The organism is Neobacillus vireti (genome assembly GCF_001026695.1).
GTDB classification, from domain to species: domain Bacteria; phylum Bacillota; class Bacilli; order Bacillales; family Cytobacillaceae; genus Neobacillus; species Neobacillus vireti.
This window is the reverse complement of the sequence record NZ_LDNB01000016.1, coordinates 1-16,162: the sequence shown is the minus strand read 5'-3', so window position 1 is coordinate 16,162 and position 16,162 is coordinate 1. Positions and strand designations below refer to the sequence as shown.

Genomic DNA, 16,162 nt, shown 5'->3' with positions numbered 1-16,162 from the left:
TATCACTGATTCCTTTTAATAGATCCGGTTTTATAGTGTACACTTTTTGGGGCGCAACGCACAGGCACCTATATCCAACCGAAACCTCAGCCATTATCTTATTATTATTGAGATTGATGAAACCAACGCTATTATTTATACTATTTGCAAAAATGAGAAGGTTATCTTCAGGGAGGTACAGCAGGTCTTTAACCCCTTTACCAACCTCAAATATTTTTTTAAGTTGCCCATTAATTAAATCAAGACTATACAAATATTCTTCATTCTCTCCAGAAATAACAACCTTGTTTTTATCCAGTTTTTGCATTGCTGTTATTCGATAGTCTAAATCATTTGTCGTAATTTCATTATTTTTCAAATTCACAAAAGAAATCTTTGATTCCTTTATGTGAGATACAATTAATTGTTCTTTTAATGAAGGAGGAACAGATATTCTATCCTTATTACACCCCATTAAGAGTAGGCAAAGAAGTATTAATACTATGATATTTTTTTCATCGAATCCTCCTTTCTATTTTATTTTATAAGTTTAAAATACGCCTGATAAGGATCAGGCGTAAACTTTTTTTATTGAACTTCAATCGAATTTTCTTGGTGAGTATGCAATTCACCTTTCTTAACATGGATTTTAACATGGTATTTACCAGTACTTTCAAAAGCAGTTTCTGCCTTATACTCACCGTCTTTACTTTCAACTGCATCGATAAATTCGTGTTTTTCTCCTTCACCTTTCCAAATTTCAAACCTTACTTCCGCATCAATTAACGGTAAATTTTCTTTTTGTAAATGGGCGGTTAATATCGTTTTATCTTTTACTTTAACAGAATCATCTGACATAAAATGGATCATTAAATCATCAATATGAGAATCGTTATGTTCTTGATGAGTTGCTTGAGTCTCATCATTGCTATTATCTCCAACTTTAAATTCTCTCTTAGGCATATTATGCATGTCTCTTGCTGTTACATGGGAGATAACATAATAAACACCCTCTTCTGGAAAACTTTTAGATATAGAATAGACTCCATTTCCTTTATGTTCTCCTTCAATCTTTTCATGCTCCTCCTTACCATTTTTCCAAACCTCAAATAACACTTCATCAGCATCATCAACTTTCTCATCACCCTGTGTTACCAATGCACTTATTGTTACTTCTTGATTTGGTTGAGGGTTATCAGTGTCTAAATTAATTTGGACCTCTAACATTTCAGGTATTTCGTCATTTTGGCTACTTTCACTATTATTTTTTTCATTACTACAGCCGGTAAAAATAATAATGATTGATAATAAAGTTAATATGTAAAATAATTTGCTTTTCATTTTTACACGTCCTTAGTCTAGTTTTTGAATATCATTAATAATTTTTTCATAAGGTACTTTGTACCAATGCTTTAAAAGATGTTTTAGCAAATTCTTGGATTTCTTCTTGTAAGTATCTAGAGAGGAAGTGCCGGTTTGAAAAGTCTGCTCCGAACTTATTCCCATACTCTTTTAAAGCAGCACTATTGTCATTTTTAGGATCAACACTAAAAGATACAACAGAAACATCAGAATCCAATTCATTCATTTTCTCTTGCAATTTTGCCATATTAGCAGTCATTGGAGGACACACAGTTTCACAATTGAAAAAACTAAAGTCTGCTATCCAAACCTTTTCCCTTTAATTCAGATAGAGATACTTTCTCATTATCCTGATTAATGAATGAGAAGTCTTGTACAGTAGAAATCTTATCTTTAGTGTCACCACAACCACCTAATATAAGAATTATGAAAATAAGAATAGTAAAGGTTTTGAACTTCATTCTTCACTCTCCTATCTCCCAGTCTATTCTCGGGTATGATTATAAGATAAGAATGTGAAATCATTGTGAAATACATCCATACTTCTATAAACATAAGCACATTTTTATTTTAAAAAAACTTGGTTAAGTCCCAAACCAATATGCCAAGACCTAACCAAGTACTAATAAATTCAATTAACTTACCCAATTAATCCACTAACTTCATATTTCTTTCACAATTTTATTTTACTATTTATCACAGTAGTTATTTTAACGCTTAACTTTTCTACATTTATTTTACTCTAAGAAATTGTGTGAAATTGTTACATGTTGAATTAGTTATAAAAATAACAAAAAGAAATAGAAGGAGATCAATATGAACACTAAAAATACGTTCAATCCATTTAGAAGACTTCATTTTTATGCTGCATGGTTTATTACACCCTTATTATTAACGCTGACTATTTCGGGAATCGGTTTTCTATTTTATCCTGAAGTCGAAAACAATATTTATAAAATGGAATTTTTCGGACAAAGTGATATTAAAGAAATGCAAAGCGTAGATGAGGCTATAAAAGAAATAGGTGACAAATTCGAAGGCTATACTGTTAGTAAAATCAGCCTAATGGACGAACCCTATAACAACAGAGTTACAATCATTAATGATAAAGGTGATTCTCGTTATATTTTTCTAGACAGTAACAATCAAATAGTTGCTAGTCAAAATACTAAATACACATACTCTAACTTTATGAGAAATTTTCATAGTTCTCTATTTACTGAGAGTACATTTATACGATATTTAGTCGAATTGACTGCTTGTTGGGCTGTATTTCTTATCGTATCTGGTATATATATGACTTTTAAAAAGAAGTTGCTTGTAAATAAGTCTAAAAAGGGAACTAACACGTTCAAATTTCAAAAAATTCACGCAATATTCGGACTAGCAATTGCAATACCATTAATTGTAATTGTGGTAACTGGCTTACCTTGGTCTGTATTTATGGGAAGTCATATTAGTCAATTTGGTGCAGAGCATCCTGAATTGGGTAGAACGGAATTGCGGTATAATCCCCCGCAATCTGATGTTGATGAGATACCATGGGCTACTAGAAGTATAAGTCAGCCTGCTTCAAATCATGATAATCATCACCATAGTAGCAATACATATACAAATATTCCGGGTCAACAAACCCTAGAAGGAATCATGAAGGAATCTCAAAATGAAAATATTCCGAGACCGTACTCAATCGTCTATCCTTCAGATGAAACAGGGGTATTCACTGTATCAAAAGGAAGTAATACAGGTGTCACTGGATTAGATGTTAGTCCATACGAAGAAACTACTGCTTACTTTGATCAGTATTCTGGTAAATTAATTGCTAAAATAAACTTCGATGATTATGGAATTATAGGTAAATGGTTTACTTGGGGAATTCCCCTTCATGAAGGACACTTATTTGGAGTCGCAAATAAAATAATCAATTTAGTTGTTTGTATTGCATTCCTTGTAGCCATTGCATTAGGCTTTGCCTCATGGATGAAAAGAGCAAAATTTGATAATTTAGATTTGCCAAAAAGAGTAAATAAACCTTGGTCTATCGGCCTGATAATTACACTGTTAATACTTGGGATACTAATGCCTTTATTTGGTATATCTATACTAGTAATATTTATTATTGAAAGTATCCTCTACTATTCTAAAAAGAATAACTACGCTTGATAAATTAGGTTTTTATTAAAAGTTTAAGTTTACTATTGTTAAATTAGAATAAAGTTTGCAGAAGCGAGGAATCACGTTCACCCCTTGCCACATCTAACTTCAAAGGCATTACTCAACTTATTCCATGAGAATAAAGTTTGCTTAAACATAGTGGAGAGATCACCATACTAGAGGAGTGACAAAACCTAATTAGGGCACCTAACGGTGCCCCCTGTACCATAACCGATTCTTGCCTTCTAATTAGGTGCCTATGCAATTGGATTTTTTATATTTGTTGGAATTGCCGAAATTGGTGGAGGGGGATCTTATTTGGCTATGGTTAAGAGAAGGTAAGCCATTTTATTGGAGTGTTTACGGGGGCGTAGCCTTGGCGTAATAATGTGGTAATTACTACATTTCGAACATTCCCATGCAGAGTATATGCTGCCATGGAGGAGTCCTTCCGTATATGAGGATGGGGTATAACTGATTTATACGATTGGATAGATGCTGGTATCTGTTTAGTGGGTGTTTCAGTAATGATATTCGCACCTCGCCAATAAATGAGGTATCGAAGATACCTTTCATCCATCTGCATCATACCTAGCACCTTACGGTTTCTCCTTTACCTCCGTCAGTCCCATACTTACCACGTTACCGATACATAATTATTTATTTTTATTTTTATTTATTTCTTTATGGGCGAGTGCTTATGTCTGAAGCATATTCTACGTTTATGGACGTGGACTTCCCTTGAAAGATGGAGCACACTACTATATCTTACGGTTTTGCCTTACCACCTCCATCCCCATAATTACCTATTTAGCTGTTATTTACGTGGTACCTCCCCTTCCTCACCCCTATCCCCCTCAAACCCTTTCGGCTCTAAGCCCCACGCCCTCTTTCCCCCTTCTTTTTTCTGCTAAAAAGTTGGTACCAAAAACTGACGTTTTTCTCGATTTTCGCCTCTTCTCTCCATTCTGGCTTGCATCGAATATTCCGACAATGTAAAAAAGTTTTTCCCGGAATTGGGAGAAAGAATCAAGAGAAAAGAATGGATAAAGTGAACGAATACCTAATGGAAAACGCCTGAAAAGAACAGAAAGTAACGGTCATGTTAGTGTAGGAATACTTGATAATTATTATATTGAACCCCAAAACTTAAAGTGCTACAATATAGGAACAAACGTTCTTTAAAGGGGGATACTAAAATGCAACTTTATATTTACGATGACAGTTTCAAAAATAAAATTGAATATTATGAATTGACTGAGGAACAACTTCGCTCTACTGGACATCCCAAGGATTGTATAAAATTATCAAACGAAGATTCTGACCGATATTCAATCTTGGCAATTGAAGAAGATAAACTTGTAAATTTTTTCGTTTTACATAAAAATGAAGGGGTAAAACCATATTCTTCTAATAATAATTCAATATTATTAAGAGCATTTTCAACCGATTTCCGTCATCAAGGAAGGGGCTATGCGAAAAAGTCATTAATGCTTTTACCAGAGTTTGTTAAAGAGAATTTTAGTGAAACAAATGAAATCGTATTAGCTGTTAACCTAAAAAATGAAGCCGCACAGGGACTATACAAAAAATGTGGATTTGTAGATGAAGGGGTTCGGAAAATGGGGAAAAAGGGTGAGCTTATTATAATGAGTTACTATTTATAATTTTTAGGCGATGTTAGAGTTAAAAATTAGAAAGATGTTGTGTGAAATATTGCACTTAAGCTAAACCAGCTAATAGTTTGTCAATATTTTTCACTAAAAAACTTATATTACCCATGCTATACTAAAAATGTTCATGCCAAATAACCTTCCTCTATCTTATAATTGGAAGGTTTTGTTGTATTTAGTTAGATATAGTTTTTACTCTATATCTTGGAAAGTAGTTCCGCTTTTTAATAAGGCGAAAATCCAATGTAAGAGCTTATTAACACATGCAATAACTGCTACTCTGAAGGGTTTTCCTTCTTCACGTTTCTTATCGTAGAACTCTCTTAGCCTTTTATTGCGTGGAATAATTTCTTCAGTCGTTTTCTTTTTACGGGCATCACGAATTCCGCTTTGAACAGCCATATATAGGGCATGGCGAAGTCTACAAGACCCTCGTTTTGTAATTCGGTTAACGGATGCAGTAAACTTACCTGAAGAGTACACACTAGGATCAATCCCAGCGAATGCAACCAGCTTTTTGGCATCTTTAAACCGATCTATCTCTCCAATTTCAGAAATAATCGTTGCAGCGATTTTTTCTCCAATACCAGGGATAGATTGGAGGATCTTATACTCTTCAATTTCTTTAGCGAGGGCATCTATTTCATTCGCAATCTGTGATAGTTGCTCTTGGTATTGAAGAACAATTTTGATTAAGATCTCAAGGTTAAATATATGACTCTTATATCGATTGTGCTGAAAAGGATTACGAAGGGCTGCGTCTCTTAACTTCTGTGCTTTTTCTTTTGCCCAAAGATCTGAACGACTCATACATAACGATGCTATTTTATCTGTTAACTCTCTCTCACTTACACTTAATACTGCCTCAGAAGTAGGGAATGCTAGTAAAGTAAGCAATGATACTTTTGAATAGAGGCTTCCAAATACACCTCGATACTCAGGAAATACCTGATCGTTTAAAGAGTGCAACTGCAACTTTGTTTTCCTGATATTTCTGCAATACTCTCTTGTTGTCTTGTTAGATTACGGAGGTTTAAGAGTTGAATTCCACGCATTTTATAAGTATATAGCTGTATTATAGTCCTTCCCCACCCCCCTTTCTCTATTATCCCCCTCAAACCCTTTCGGATCTAAGCCCCACACCCACTTTTCCCCTTCTTTTTTCTGCTAAAAAGTTCTTCCCTCAAATGCCTCTTTTTTCTCAATTCCTCCTCTTCCCTCCATTCTGGCTTGCATCGAATATTCTGACTATGTAAAAAAGATCTTCCATAACGGAGAGAAGAATCCAGAGAAAAGAATGGAAAAAGTGAACAGATTCCCAATGGAAAACGTCTGAAAAGAACCGAAACCCTACGGGTTTATACAGTGGGGAAAACAACGATATTGGAAAAAGGAGATGGGAGAAAAGACGGCTAAAATCCTTATTGGACAAGGGATTGAGGGCGTATTGGGCATACAGAAAAAGACTGGACCACTATTGGATCCAGCCTGATTTTGTATTGATTTTGCATTTAATCAAACGTTTGATTAACGGTTCTTTACATAATGATGTGGCTGCCTGTTCCGCCTGGATTCCCTACCGGTCGGGTACCGACTATGTGACAGTGGGTACCAACTATAAAGCAGAGGGAAGAGGAAAGATACAGCTATATAAATAACTTGTATAAGTTTTTACCTTTTACTCCACAGTCACCGATTTCGCAAGGTTACGTGGTTTGTCGACGTCGCAATCGCGGTGTAGTGCTGCGTAGTAAGCAATTAATTGCATTGGTATGACAGAGATAAGCGGTGTTAATAATTCATGTACTTCTGGGATGACGAAGCTGTCTTCGTCCATATTTAGACCCTTCATCGAAATGATGCATGGGTTTGCTCCGCGGGCAACGACTTCTTTAACATTTCCACGAATACTTAAGTTGACACTTCCTTGAGTAGCTAGAGCAATTACTGGTGTCCCTTCTTCAATTAAAGCGATGGTACCATGCTTTAATTCTCCGCCGGCAAAGCCTTCCGCTTGGATATAAGAGATTTCTTTTAGCTTTAGGGCACCCTCTAAGCTTACATAATAGTCAACACCACGTCCAATGAAGAAGGCGTTGCGTGTTACCGATAAAAATTCTCTTGAAATGTGCTTGAACAACTCTTTTGAATCGCAAAGAACTTCCATAGCATTTGCAATAATGCCAAGCTCATGCATCAGATCAAAATTGACTTCAATGTTTTGGCTTTTGGCTGTCACATCAGCCAAAATAGCTAAAACCGCTAGCTGTGCTGTATAGGCCTTTGAAGACGCAACCGCGATTTCAGGTCCTGCATGTAACAATAGCGTATAATCCGCTTCACGTGAAAGAGTCGAGCCTGGAACATTGGTAACCGTTAACGTACGATAGCCCATTTCTTTCACTTTAACAAGCACGGCACGGCTGTCCGCCGTTTCTCCGCTTTGAGAGATGAAGATAAACAACGGCTTCTTCGTTAAAAGCGGCATGTTGTAAACAAATTCACTGGCAATGTGAACTTCAACCGGAAGTTTCGCGATGCCTTCAATGAACTGTTTTCCTACTAGACCGGCATGATAAGAAGTTCCAGCAGCAATGATATATACACGATCAGATTCGTTCATAGCGCTGATGATTTCAGGGGCAATTGTTAATTCCCCTTGCTCATTTTGATACATTTGAATGATTTTACGCATTACAAGCGGCTGCTCATCAATTTCTTTTAACATATAGTGCGGGTACGTACCCTTTTCAATGTCACTGGCGTCAAGTTCAGCTGTATATGGCTCACGGATCATGATTTCACCGTTAAGATTTTGAATCGTTACCTCATTCTTTGTGACGATAACGATTTCTTTGTCCATTAATTCTACGTATTGGTCAGTCACTTGCAGCATCGCCATCGCATCACTAGCAACAACATTAAAATCGTCACCTAGGCCAACAAGAAGCGGGCTTTTATTTTTTGCCACATAGATGGTTTCATCGTCCTGTTCATCTAAAAGTGCAAGAGCGTAAGAACCATGTAAAAGGGTGAGGGTTTTACGGAACGCTTCTAAAACCTCTAGTCCTTCCTGAACAAACAGCTCAATTAGCTGAACAATGACTTCTGTATCTGTTTCACTGATAAAGGTAACGTCTGTTAAATATTCACGCTTTAAAATGTCATAGTTCTCGATCACGCCGTTATGGACAAGCGTAAAGCGCCCAGAAGTGCTTTGATGAGGGTGAGAATTTACTCTGCTTGGAATACCGTGTGTTGCCCAGCGTGTATGGCCAATCCCGATGTTTGCCACTACATCCCCATTAACAATTTCGCGTAAATCCGCAATGCGGCCTTTTTCTTTAAAAACATGAACGCCGTTTTCGTTTTTAAGGGCAATACCTGCCGAATCATAGCCTCTATATTCAAGTTTTTCTAAACCTTTTAGTAAAATCTCTTTCGAGTCGTCCTGTCCAATATATCCAACAATTCCACACATTTTTTGTGTCCTCCCTAATTTAGGGGGCAAGGTGCTTCTGGGGCGAACTTGCCCCCTTATCTCTGTTTTTTTGTAAGGTATCTGTCTATACCTGTTTAAACATTGTGTTTAGTATGCGCATTTTCTTCTCTTTGTGCACAGAGTTGCCTCCATGTTTTAAAGAAGAAATTTTCGGTTGTGCGTCTCCAACCGGGAGGTATCCGCCGAATTTTCGATAAACCTCCACCTCGTCAACTAATCAAACCGTCTGATGATTAGTTCAGGCGCTTTTAAAATACTGATTCCTCCCGCTACCCTCCTTTCAAAGAAACCTATCAAATACTGCTTTTAAATAGCAAAGCAGATTAATATTACATGATTTGTCAGTCGTCCGTCAATAAAAAAAATAAATGTTAAAACTTTGTTCAAAAACCATACATAATATAATATGCATAAGGGGGAAATTTCGTTCCCTTATGCATATTTATTGTACCTTATTCTTTTAATTCCATTTCTTCTTTCACTACTGTGACGATGCGGTTCACATAGGATTCACATAGTTCTTCTGTTGAAGCCTCTGCCATCACGCGGACAAGCGGTTCTGTACCTGATGGGCGGACAAGGATTCTCCCGTTTCCGGCCATTTCCGCTTCCACCTGATCAATAATCTCTTTTACTCGAGGATTATCGGTCACATGATGTTTATCCGTTACTTTTACATTCACAAGCTTTTGCGGAAATTTCTTCATTTCGCCAGCAAGCTCTGACAATGTCTTTCCAGTAGCCTTCATAATATTAACTAATTGCAGCCCAGTTAACAAGCCGTCACCTGTGGTGTTATAGTCCAAGAAAATGATATGGCCTGATTGTTCGCCGCCGAGATTATAACCATTTTTCTTCATTTCTTCAACAACATAACGGTCACCAACAGCTGTTGGTACACTATGGATGGCATGATTCTCAAGCGCTTTATAAAAACCAAGGTTGCTCATGACAGTTGAAACAATCGTGCTTTGCTTTAAACGACCGTTTTCTTTCATGTATTTGCCGCAAATATAAAGGATTTGATCGCCATCAACAATATTTCCTTTTTCATCAATGGCAATCAAACGGTCGCCATCGCCATCAAAGGAAAGTCCGACATCTGCCCCTTTTTCCTTCATCATGGCAGCAAGTGCTTCAGGATGAGTCGAACCGACACCTGCATTGATATTTAATCCATTTGGTGAGGCACCCATTGTTGACAGGTCTGCATCCAAATCAGCAAATAAATGCGTCGCAAGCGAAGATGTTGCCCCGTGTGCACAATCCAAAGCAATATGGATGCCAGAGAAATCTTCCTCAACAGTATTTTTCAAGTATTGCAGGTACTTTTGCCCGCCTTCAAAATAATCCATCACCTGACCAAGGTCTTCACCGGTTGGGCGAGGCAATTGATCCTCTGGCATATCGATTAGTTCCTCGATTTCTTCCTCTTGCTCATCGGAAAGCTTAAATCCATCAGAACCAAAAAATTTAATCCCATTATCGGCCACTGGATTATGTGAGGCTGAAATCATTACGCCTGCCTGGGCTCCTAACGCTTTGGTCAAATAAGCGACACCAGGAGTTGATATCACTCCGAGGCGCATGACTTCTGCCCCAATTGATAGCAATCCTGCCACAAGCGCCCCTTCCAGCATATGTCCGGATATCCGCGTGTCACGACCGATTAATACCTTTGGACGATTCTTATCTTTCGTTAACACATATCCGCCAAAACGGCCTAATTTAAAGGCTAGCTCAGGGGTTAATTCACTATTTGCTACTCCTCGCACCCCATCGGTACCGAAATATTTTCCCATTATAAAAATCTCTCCTTCAATATAAATTGCTGGATATTAGGCATTATTTTTTGAAATTGTAATTTTCGCTTTTGCTTTATCAGGTTTCCACTTTACATTTGGCGGACCTTCCACCTGAATATTTACTTCATGGTCCCCCTCCGATAAACTAGTCAGGTCAATATAGACCGAAAAGTCATCAGGCTTCAAAGAGCTTAATGCTGCGGTTGGACCATTTATTAATAAATTTATCAACTGATTTTCCGGGTCAATAATCTCCGCTTGATAATCTTCGGATAAGCCCTGAATTTTCACCGGAATATCTGATAAGGTCTTCTCTTCCTGCTTATTGACATTTACAACCACAGTTACTTTTACCGTTTGCGGGCTGACCTTGGTAATCCCATTTGAGATGATCACAGGTAAAGTAAGGGTTGTATTCTCGGTAATTTTACTAATATCTACTTCCACTCGGACATTTTCCGTCGTCTTCAGCACATCTTCTTGTCCCATAATAGTCGCTTCATTTGTATCAAGTTCTATCGATTGAATCGTTACACCCTCTTGGGCTGTTCCTTTTCTCACAATATTAATCGGAACGGTCTTGGTGATACTTTTTACAGGAATCGTAACCTTAACTGCCTTAGGTTCCACCACGACATTTAACTTATTTAAATCTTTGTCTAGAACTTGGATTGGAGCTTCTCTAGTAATGGATTCTTTCAGTTTACCTTTCCCATCAATGGTGGCCTTTACATAGGAGATTCGGTCAATCACACTTTTAGCGCCGGTTATTTTCACTTTATTTGGCTCAACAACAGGCTGCCCTGCGGAATAGCCCTCTTCTATCTGGCCAGAATTAAATTCTGCCTCGACTTTGAATTCCTTAGTAATTTTCTCCTGAACCGTTACGGTAACACTGTCTGGGCTTAGGGTTGCAGACAATTTATCAGATAAATCTCGTATTTTTAGTTTCACTTTCTGTTTGCCGATCTTTGCATTTTTCAAATCGAGATAAACCTCGAAGTTCTTTGATGCCTTGGCTGCCTGAACATGGGTTTTCGGTCCTTTTAGGGTTATATCGATTGTGCTGGGAATTCCAGACACGACTAAATTCTCCACATCATAATAAACTGTTACAGGAACATCCGTTATTGTTGCGGTCGATTGTCCCCCCGGCACATAGACATCTGTAATCTTCTTGCCTGTATGTGGTACCGAAGAATACAAGAGCACGGCTAATAACAAGGCAAGGATTTTGATAAACCAAGGATTATCCATCCATTTATCCATTATTCTTTCCCCTCCAGTTCCAACGAGCGGAAGAAGCCTGTTTCGTTTTGTTATTGATTAATAATACGCTTGTCAGTAATTCTCTCAATCCCTCTGTATTTACATCGCGATGAAGTTCGCCATTCTTTGTAAGTGAGATATTTCCCGTCTCCTCTGATACGACGACGGTTACACTATCCGTGACCTCACTTATTCCTAATGCCGCGCGATGCCTTGTCCCCAGTTCCTTGGAGATAAATGGACTTTCCGATAACGGAAGATAGCAGGCTGCAGCCGCAACATTATTTCTTTGAATAATCACAGCTCCATCATGAAGCGGTGTGTTCGGGATGAAAATATTAATCAACAGTTCCGAAGAAATGGTCGAGTTTAATTGGATACCGGTTTCTATGTAATCACTCATGCCCGTTTCTCTTTCAATCGATATTAAAGCACCAATGCGGCGCTTTGCCATATAATCCGTTGCTTTAATGATCGCTTCTATAGCCTTTTCCTGATCATCGTCATCCGGATTACTGCTTCTCGAGAAGAATCGTCCCCTCCCTAACTGCTCAAGGGCACGACGCAGTTCAGGCTGAAAAATAATAATAATCGCAAGAAACCCGTATGTTATCACTTGCTCCATCATCCAGCTTAACGTTTGTAAGCCGAGAAACTCACTGACAACTCTGACAAGAAGAATGACCAGTATACCTTTTAATAACTGGACAGCCTTGGTTCCCTTTATCACGTTAATCAGCTTATAAATGACATACCACACGAGGACAATATCAACAATACTAGCTAAATACTTCCATATTGTGAAATCAGCAAACGGCATTGTTTTTCCTCCGTAACTTTCTAAAAACGTAGATTGAATACAACTTACTCATTATAACATAAATACTCCATGTACTTATTATATCTATATCTATCTCCTAAAAAAAACAAATCACTCGTTAAAGAAGAGTGATTTGCCATTTATTCGGTTTCCGGCTGGTCGAAGATATCAATGACTTCTTGTGCTGTTTTCTTCATATGATACCAAACCCAGTCGAAGACCTCATTAACTTCATCAATTTGACCGGTAACATGGCCCGCAGATGCCAGATATTTTTCTCCATTAATGACCGTCACATTGCCTTTAATTTCACCTTCAATTTCCAACTTTCCATTTCGAACAATAACATCGCCATTGACGGTTTCCCCTTTAGGAACTATGACAGTATTATTTTTAACAACTAAGTTCTTTTGCTTGGAAACGGAAAATTCCCGGTCCTGATTCCAAGTGGAATATAAGCTTCCCATCATTAATACCAAGAATAGCGAGGCGGCCGCCAGCATTGGATGATTTTTCAGCCACCGCCCCAATTTAACCTTCTTCTTCTCCTTAGGTAATCGGGAAAGGACATTAGCCGTGAAATTATCTGGTGCCTGCATATGTGAAATGCTTTTTACGAAAGCAATCGTCTTTTTTAATTCATTGAAAATTGTTTCACACTCTTTACAAGTTTGGAGGTGATCTCTTAATATTTGTTCCTTATCAGGTTCGATTTCCTCGTCTAAATATTCATGCATTAGTTCGATGATTTGTTCTGGACACATATTTTGTTACACCTCTTATCACACATATTGTAATTGTTGTCTTAAAGCTTCCCGGCCGCGGTGAATTCTTGTTTTCACTGTTCCTAAAGGTAAATCAAGAATTTCACTAATTTCATTTAAGGACAACTCTTCAATATATTTTAGTACAATGGCGGATCGATATTTTTCAGGCAGTTTTAATATTTCCTTCTGGATTGTTTCATGAAGCTCTAAACTTTCCACCTCGTTTTCTGGCAGCGGCGTCTTGTCGGGAATTTGCGAATACATCGTTAACCCCTCTGTTCCAGCCACTTCTGCATCTAAATAATAATCCGGTTTCTTTTTTCTAATTCTGTCAATACAAAGATTGGTTGCAATTCGAAAAAGCCAAGTCGAAAACTTTAAATCTTGGTTAAAGGTATGGATATTAACAAAAGCTCGGATAAAAGCTTCCTGTGCCATATCCTCTGCTTCATGCCGGTTCCCGAGCATTCGAAAACACAGCTGATAGACACTGTTTTTATATATTTCAACGATTTCACCAAAGGCATTTTGATCACCTTTAATGACTTGTTTAATTCTCTTTTTTACAATAGCTTCCATTAAGTTTCCTCAGCTCCAATGCTGCTATACGATAATACGAATCGCTAGCAAAAAGGTTTCGCTTTAAACGAAAAATTTATCCACATCCTTAATATTAACAAATATTTACTAACGTGGTGAAATAATTAGATTGAAGATTTTTTGGCTTGGAGGATAGTATTAGGAGATTATGAAAAAACAGCTGCTTTTTATGGAAGCAGCTGCTTTTTGTTTATAATAATTTTTCACCAAATAATGAACCCATTAATCCAACAGCAATTGAAGCTGTTTTATTCTTATCGTCTAAGATTGGATTAACTTCCACAAATTCTGCTGAGGTTATGATTTTTGCTTCTTCTAGCATTTCCATAGCCAGATGGCTTTCCCTGTAGCTAATCCCGCCAATAACAGGTGTGCCCACCCCTGGTGCATCATTTGGGTCTAAGCCATCCAAATCAAGTGAGAGGTGGACGCCGTCGGTTTTATCCTTAAAATAGGAAATTGTTTCCTCCATTACCTTCGCCATGCCCATGCGGTCAATTTCATGCATCGTATAAACTTTAATTCCTGTTTCTTTAATTAAAGCCCTTTCGCCTTCATCCAAAGACCTTGCTCCAATAATAACTATATTCTCTGGCTTTACTTTTGGAGAATAGCCTCCAATATCTGTTAATGCCGGGTGCCCTAATCCAATGCTGGCTGCTAACGGCATCCCATGAATATTACCGGAAGGGCTTGTCTCAGCTGTATTCAAATCACCATGAGCATCATACCAGATTACACCAAGATTCTTATAGTGTTTCGCAACACCAGCTAATGTTCCAATCGCAATGCTGTGATCTCCTCCGAGTACAAGTGGAAATGAGCCTGATTGAATAGCTTCATCTACTTTTTTAGCAAGCAATTCATTTTTTTCGGCAACTAAGTCTAAATTTCTTAAATTTGATTCTTTATCAACGACCACTTCCGGTCTGCCAATTGGTATATCACCTAAATCGTGGATGTTATCAAATAGCGGCTTAAGTCGTTCATTAATCCCAGCATAACGGATGGCACTCGGCCCCATATCAACCCCGCGCCGCATTTGACCTAAATCCATCGGCATCCCAATAATCGATAATTTCTTGCTCATAGTAAATTCCCCCCAACCCCTTTATATCTACTATTTTAACCGCTTACATAGAAATGACTCAACTCGACAGAGTTGTGTATATATATGCGGTGGGATGGACTGGGCCTCATGGATTGAACCACTTTCCGAAATCGCAAAATAAAAACCTAGGGATAAATATCCCTAGGTTTTTATTTTGTATGAGCCATGAAGGACTCGAACCTTCGACCCTCTGATTAAAAGTCAGATGCTCTACCAACTGAGCTAATGGCTCATGGCTGGGCTAGCTGGATTTGAACCAACGCATGTCGCAGTCAAAGTGCGATGCCTTACCGCTTGGCTATAGCCCAATAATATTATTAGTTTGTCCAGTTTTTTTAAAAATATGAATGGTGGAGGGGGACGGATTCGAACCGCCGAACCCGGAGGGAGCGGATTTACAGTCCGCCGCGTTTAGCCACTTCGCTACCCCTCCATATTCAATTAAAAAACAAGGTGCCGGCGAGAGGACTTGAACCCCCAACCTACTGATTACAAGTCAGTTGCTCTACCAATTGAGCTACCCCGGCAAAAAAAAGTTTAAAAAAATGGTGGAGGATGACGGGATCGAACCGCCGACCCTCTGCTTGTAAGGCAGATGCTCTCCCAGCTGAGCTAATCCTCCAAAATATATGGTGACCCCTACGGGATTCGAACCCGTGTTACCGCCGTGAAAGGGCGGTGTCTTAACCGCTTGACCAAGGGGCCATAATTATTAAAATAGGTAAGCTTCCAAGCGGGCTCGAACCGCTGACCTCTTCCTTACCATGGAAGTGCTCTACCTACTGAGCTATGGAAGCATAGCTGAATTTCTTGATGTAATAAAAGTGGCTCCGCAGGTAGGACTCGAACCTACGACCGATCGGTTAACAGCCGATAGCTCNGGCAGCGTCCTACTCTCACAGGGGCGCATGCCCCAACTACCATCGGCGCTGAGAAGCTTAACTTCCGTGTTCGGTATGGGAACGGGTGTGACCTTCTCGCCATTACTACCAGACTATTATTAAGACATTTACTATTATAATGTCTTTTTGAATTTTTGCAAGAGAAATTTTTTCATTCCCTCAAAACTAGATAATGCAGAAGAAGTGTTGTAAAAACGAATAATCATTAGGATAAGTCC

Annotated in this window: 14 protein-coding genes, 7 tRNA genes, 1 rRNA gene and 2 pseudogenes; 4 read left to right on the top strand and 20 right to left on the bottom strand. The window is 38.4% G+C overall.

The genetic code is table 11. From position 1 onward, the window contains the following. From AA980_RS20195 to AA980_RS27330, 4 genes are all read right to left on the bottom strand, one after another. A partial coding sequence (locus AA980_RS20195; RefSeq protein WP_047771911.1) for a YncE family protein occupies nucleotides 1-364 on the bottom strand: 364 nt, incomplete at its 3' end. 203 nt (nucleotides 365-567) lie between these two features. After that, nucleotides 568-1,320: a FixH family protein gene (locus AA980_RS20190; RefSeq protein ID WP_024030692.1), complete on the bottom strand. Its 753-nt coding sequence runs from the start codon at nucleotides 1,318-1,320 to the stop codon at nucleotides 568-570. A 46-nt stretch (nucleotides 1,321-1,366) separates the two neighbouring features. Next, entirely contained in the window at nucleotides 1,367-1,600 is a 234-nt protein-coding gene (locus AA980_RS25895) for an SCO family protein (RefSeq protein ID WP_024030693.1), read from the bottom strand. A 31-nt stretch (nucleotides 1,601-1,631) separates the two neighbouring features. Then, complete coding sequence (locus AA980_RS27330) at nucleotides 1,632-1,802, bottom strand: hypothetical protein (protein ID WP_156351210.1); 171 nt, start codon at nucleotides 1,800-1,802, stop codon at nucleotides 1,632-1,634. A 355-nt stretch (nucleotides 1,803-2,157) separates the two neighbouring features. Here AA980_RS27330 and AA980_RS20180 point away from each other — a divergent pair, with 355 nt between their 5' ends. The 3 genes and pseudogenes from AA980_RS20180 (at nucleotide 2,158) to AA980_RS20170 (ending at nucleotide 5,162) form a co-directional block, all read left to right on the top strand. Continuing rightward, nucleotides 2,158-3,504, top strand: a complete 1,347-nt coding sequence (locus AA980_RS20180; protein WP_024030694.1) for a PepSY-associated TM helix domain-containing protein — start codon at nucleotides 2,158-2,160, stop codon at nucleotides 3,502-3,504. A 255-nt stretch (nucleotides 3,505-3,759) separates the two neighbouring features. Beyond that, nucleotides 3,760-4,046: pseudogene (locus tag AA980_RS26575) on the top strand (YnfA family protein). A gap of 648 nt (nucleotides 4,047-4,694) precedes the next feature. Beyond that, entirely contained in the window at nucleotides 4,695-5,162 is a 468-nt protein-coding gene (locus AA980_RS20170) for a GNAT family N-acetyltransferase (protein ID WP_024030696.1), read from the top strand. 198 nt (nucleotides 5,163-5,360) lie between these two features. On the opposite strand, the pseudogene AA980_RS20165 reads toward AA980_RS20170, so the two are convergent. Beyond that, nucleotides 5,361-6,238: pseudogene (locus AA980_RS20165) on the bottom strand (IS110 family RNA-guided transposase); the annotation flags it as partial. 366 nt (nucleotides 6,239-6,604) lie between these two features. On the opposite strand from AA980_RS20165, the gene AA980_RS27910 reads away from it, so the two are divergent. Next, nucleotides 6,605-6,826, top strand: a complete 222-nt coding sequence (locus AA980_RS27910; RefSeq protein WP_152681188.1) for a hypothetical protein — start codon at nucleotides 6,605-6,607, stop codon at nucleotides 6,824-6,826. A 20-nt stretch (nucleotides 6,827-6,846) separates the two neighbouring features. Here the strand turns inward: AA980_RS27910 and glmS are convergent, their stop codons facing one another. The 15 genes from glmS to rrf form a co-directional block, all read right to left on the bottom strand. Beyond that, nucleotides 6,847-8,649: a glutamine--fructose-6-phosphate transaminase (isomerizing) gene (glmS, locus tag AA980_RS20160; RefSeq protein WP_024030698.1), complete on the bottom strand. Its 1,803-nt coding sequence runs from the start codon at nucleotides 8,647-8,649 to the stop codon at nucleotides 6,847-6,849. A gap of 473 nt (nucleotides 8,650-9,122) precedes the next feature. Then, a complete protein-coding gene (gene glmM, locus AA980_RS20155) occupies nucleotides 9,123-10,472 on the bottom strand; it encodes a phosphoglucosamine mutase (protein ID WP_024030699.1) in 1,350 nt (449 codons plus the stop codon). Nucleotides 10,473-10,508: 36 nt separating this feature from the next. Next, nucleotides 10,509-11,744 (bottom strand): CdaR family protein, encoded by a 1,236-nt coding sequence (locus AA980_RS20150; protein ID WP_024030700.1) that lies wholly within the window; start codon nucleotides 11,742-11,744, stop codon nucleotides 10,509-10,511. Then, nucleotides 11,737-12,564 (bottom strand): diadenylate cyclase CdaA, encoded by an 828-nt coding sequence (gene cdaA, locus AA980_RS20145; protein WP_024030701.1) that lies wholly within the window; start codon nucleotides 12,562-12,564, stop codon nucleotides 11,737-11,739. Before cdaA ends, AA980_RS20150 begins: the two co-directional genes overlap by 8 nt. A 140-nt stretch (nucleotides 12,565-12,704) precedes the next feature. Continuing rightward, the gene (locus AA980_RS20140) at nucleotides 12,705-13,328 is read right to left on the bottom strand and encodes an anti-sigma factor family protein (protein ID WP_024030702.1); all 624 of its coding nucleotides are present in this window, start codon (nucleotides 13,326-13,328) and stop codon (nucleotides 12,705-12,707) included. An 18-nt stretch (nucleotides 13,329-13,346) separates the two neighbouring features. Next, nucleotides 13,347-13,910, bottom strand: coding sequence for an RNA polymerase sigma factor SigW (sigW, locus tag AA980_RS20135; protein WP_024030703.1), 564 nt, complete (start codon nucleotides 13,908-13,910; stop codon nucleotides 13,347-13,349). A 211-nt stretch (nucleotides 13,911-14,121) separates the two neighbouring features. After that, entirely contained in the window at nucleotides 14,122-15,021 is a 900-nt protein-coding gene (gene rocF / locus AA980_RS20130; protein ID WP_024030704.1) for an arginase, read from the bottom strand. Between the two features lie 180 nt (nucleotides 15,022-15,201). Then, nucleotides 15,202-15,274: transfer RNA gene (locus tag AA980_RS20125), tRNA-Lys, on the bottom strand. Nucleotide 15,275: 1 nt separating this feature from the next. Then, nucleotides 15,276-15,350 (bottom strand) — tRNA-Gln (locus AA980_RS20120). A gap of 40 nt (nucleotides 15,351-15,390) precedes the next feature. After that, nucleotides 15,391-15,475: transfer RNA gene (locus AA980_RS20115), tRNA-Tyr, on the bottom strand. A 21-nt stretch (nucleotides 15,476-15,496) separates the two neighbouring features. Further along, nucleotides 15,497-15,569 (bottom strand) — tRNA-Thr (locus AA980_RS20110). Nucleotides 15,570-15,588: 19 nt separating this feature from the next. Then, nucleotides 15,589-15,664 (bottom strand) — tRNA-Val (locus AA980_RS20105). Nucleotides 15,665-15,672: 8 nt separating this feature from the next. Continuing rightward, nucleotides 15,673-15,747: transfer RNA gene (locus AA980_RS20100), tRNA-Glu, on the bottom strand. Nucleotides 15,748-15,766: 19 nt separating this feature from the next. After that, nucleotides 15,767-15,839 (bottom strand) — tRNA-Thr (locus AA980_RS20095). Between the two features lie 80 nt (nucleotides 15,840-15,919). Further along, a 5S ribosomal RNA gene (gene rrf / locus AA980_RS20090) occupies nucleotides 15,920-16,036 on the bottom strand. Nucleotides 16,037-16,162 lie beyond the last annotated feature (126 nt).

Bases quoted from the DNA above. Each gene is read 5' to 3' on its own strand.
- AA980_RS20190 (WP_024030692.1), bottom strand. From the start codon at position 1,320: ATGAAAAGCAAATTATTTTACATATTAACTTTATTATCAATCATTATT.
- AA980_RS25895 (WP_024030693.1), bottom strand. From the start codon at position 1,600: ATGACTGCTAATATGGCAAAATTGCAAGAGAAAATGAATGAATTGGAT.
- AA980_RS27330 (WP_156351210.1), bottom strand. From the start codon at position 1,802: ATGAAGTTCAAAACCTTTACTATTCTTATTTTCATAATTCTTATATTA.
- AA980_RS20180 (WP_024030694.1), top strand. From the start codon at position 2,158: ATGAACACTAAAAATACGTTCAATCCATTTAGAAGACTTCATTTTTAT.
- AA980_RS20170 (WP_024030696.1), top strand. From the start codon at position 4,695: ATGCAACTTTATATTTACGATGACAGTTTCAAAAATAAAATTGAATAT.
- glmS (WP_024030698.1), bottom strand. From the start codon at position 8,649: ATGTGTGGAATTGTTGGATATATTGGACAGGACGACTCGAAAGAGATT.
- glmM (WP_024030699.1), bottom strand. From the start codon at position 10,472: ATGGGAAAATATTTCGGTACCGATGGGGTGCGAGGAGTAGCAAATAGT.
- AA980_RS20150 (WP_024030700.1), bottom strand. From the start codon at position 11,744: ATGGATAAATGGATGGATAATCCTTGGTTTATCAAAATCCTTGCCTTG.
- cdaA (WP_024030701.1), bottom strand. From the start codon at position 12,564: ATGCCGTTTGCTGATTTCACAATATGGAAGTATTTAGCTAGTATTGTT.
- AA980_RS20140 (WP_024030702.1), bottom strand. From the start codon at position 13,328: ATGTGTCCAGAACAAATCATCGAACTAATGCATGAATATTTAGACGAG.
- sigW (WP_024030703.1), bottom strand. From the start codon at position 13,910: ATGGAAGCTATTGTAAAAAAGAGAATTAAACAAGTCATTAAAGGTGAT.
- rocF (WP_024030704.1), bottom strand. From the start codon at position 15,021: ATGAGCAAGAAATTATCGATTATTGGGATGCCGATGGATTTAGGTCAA.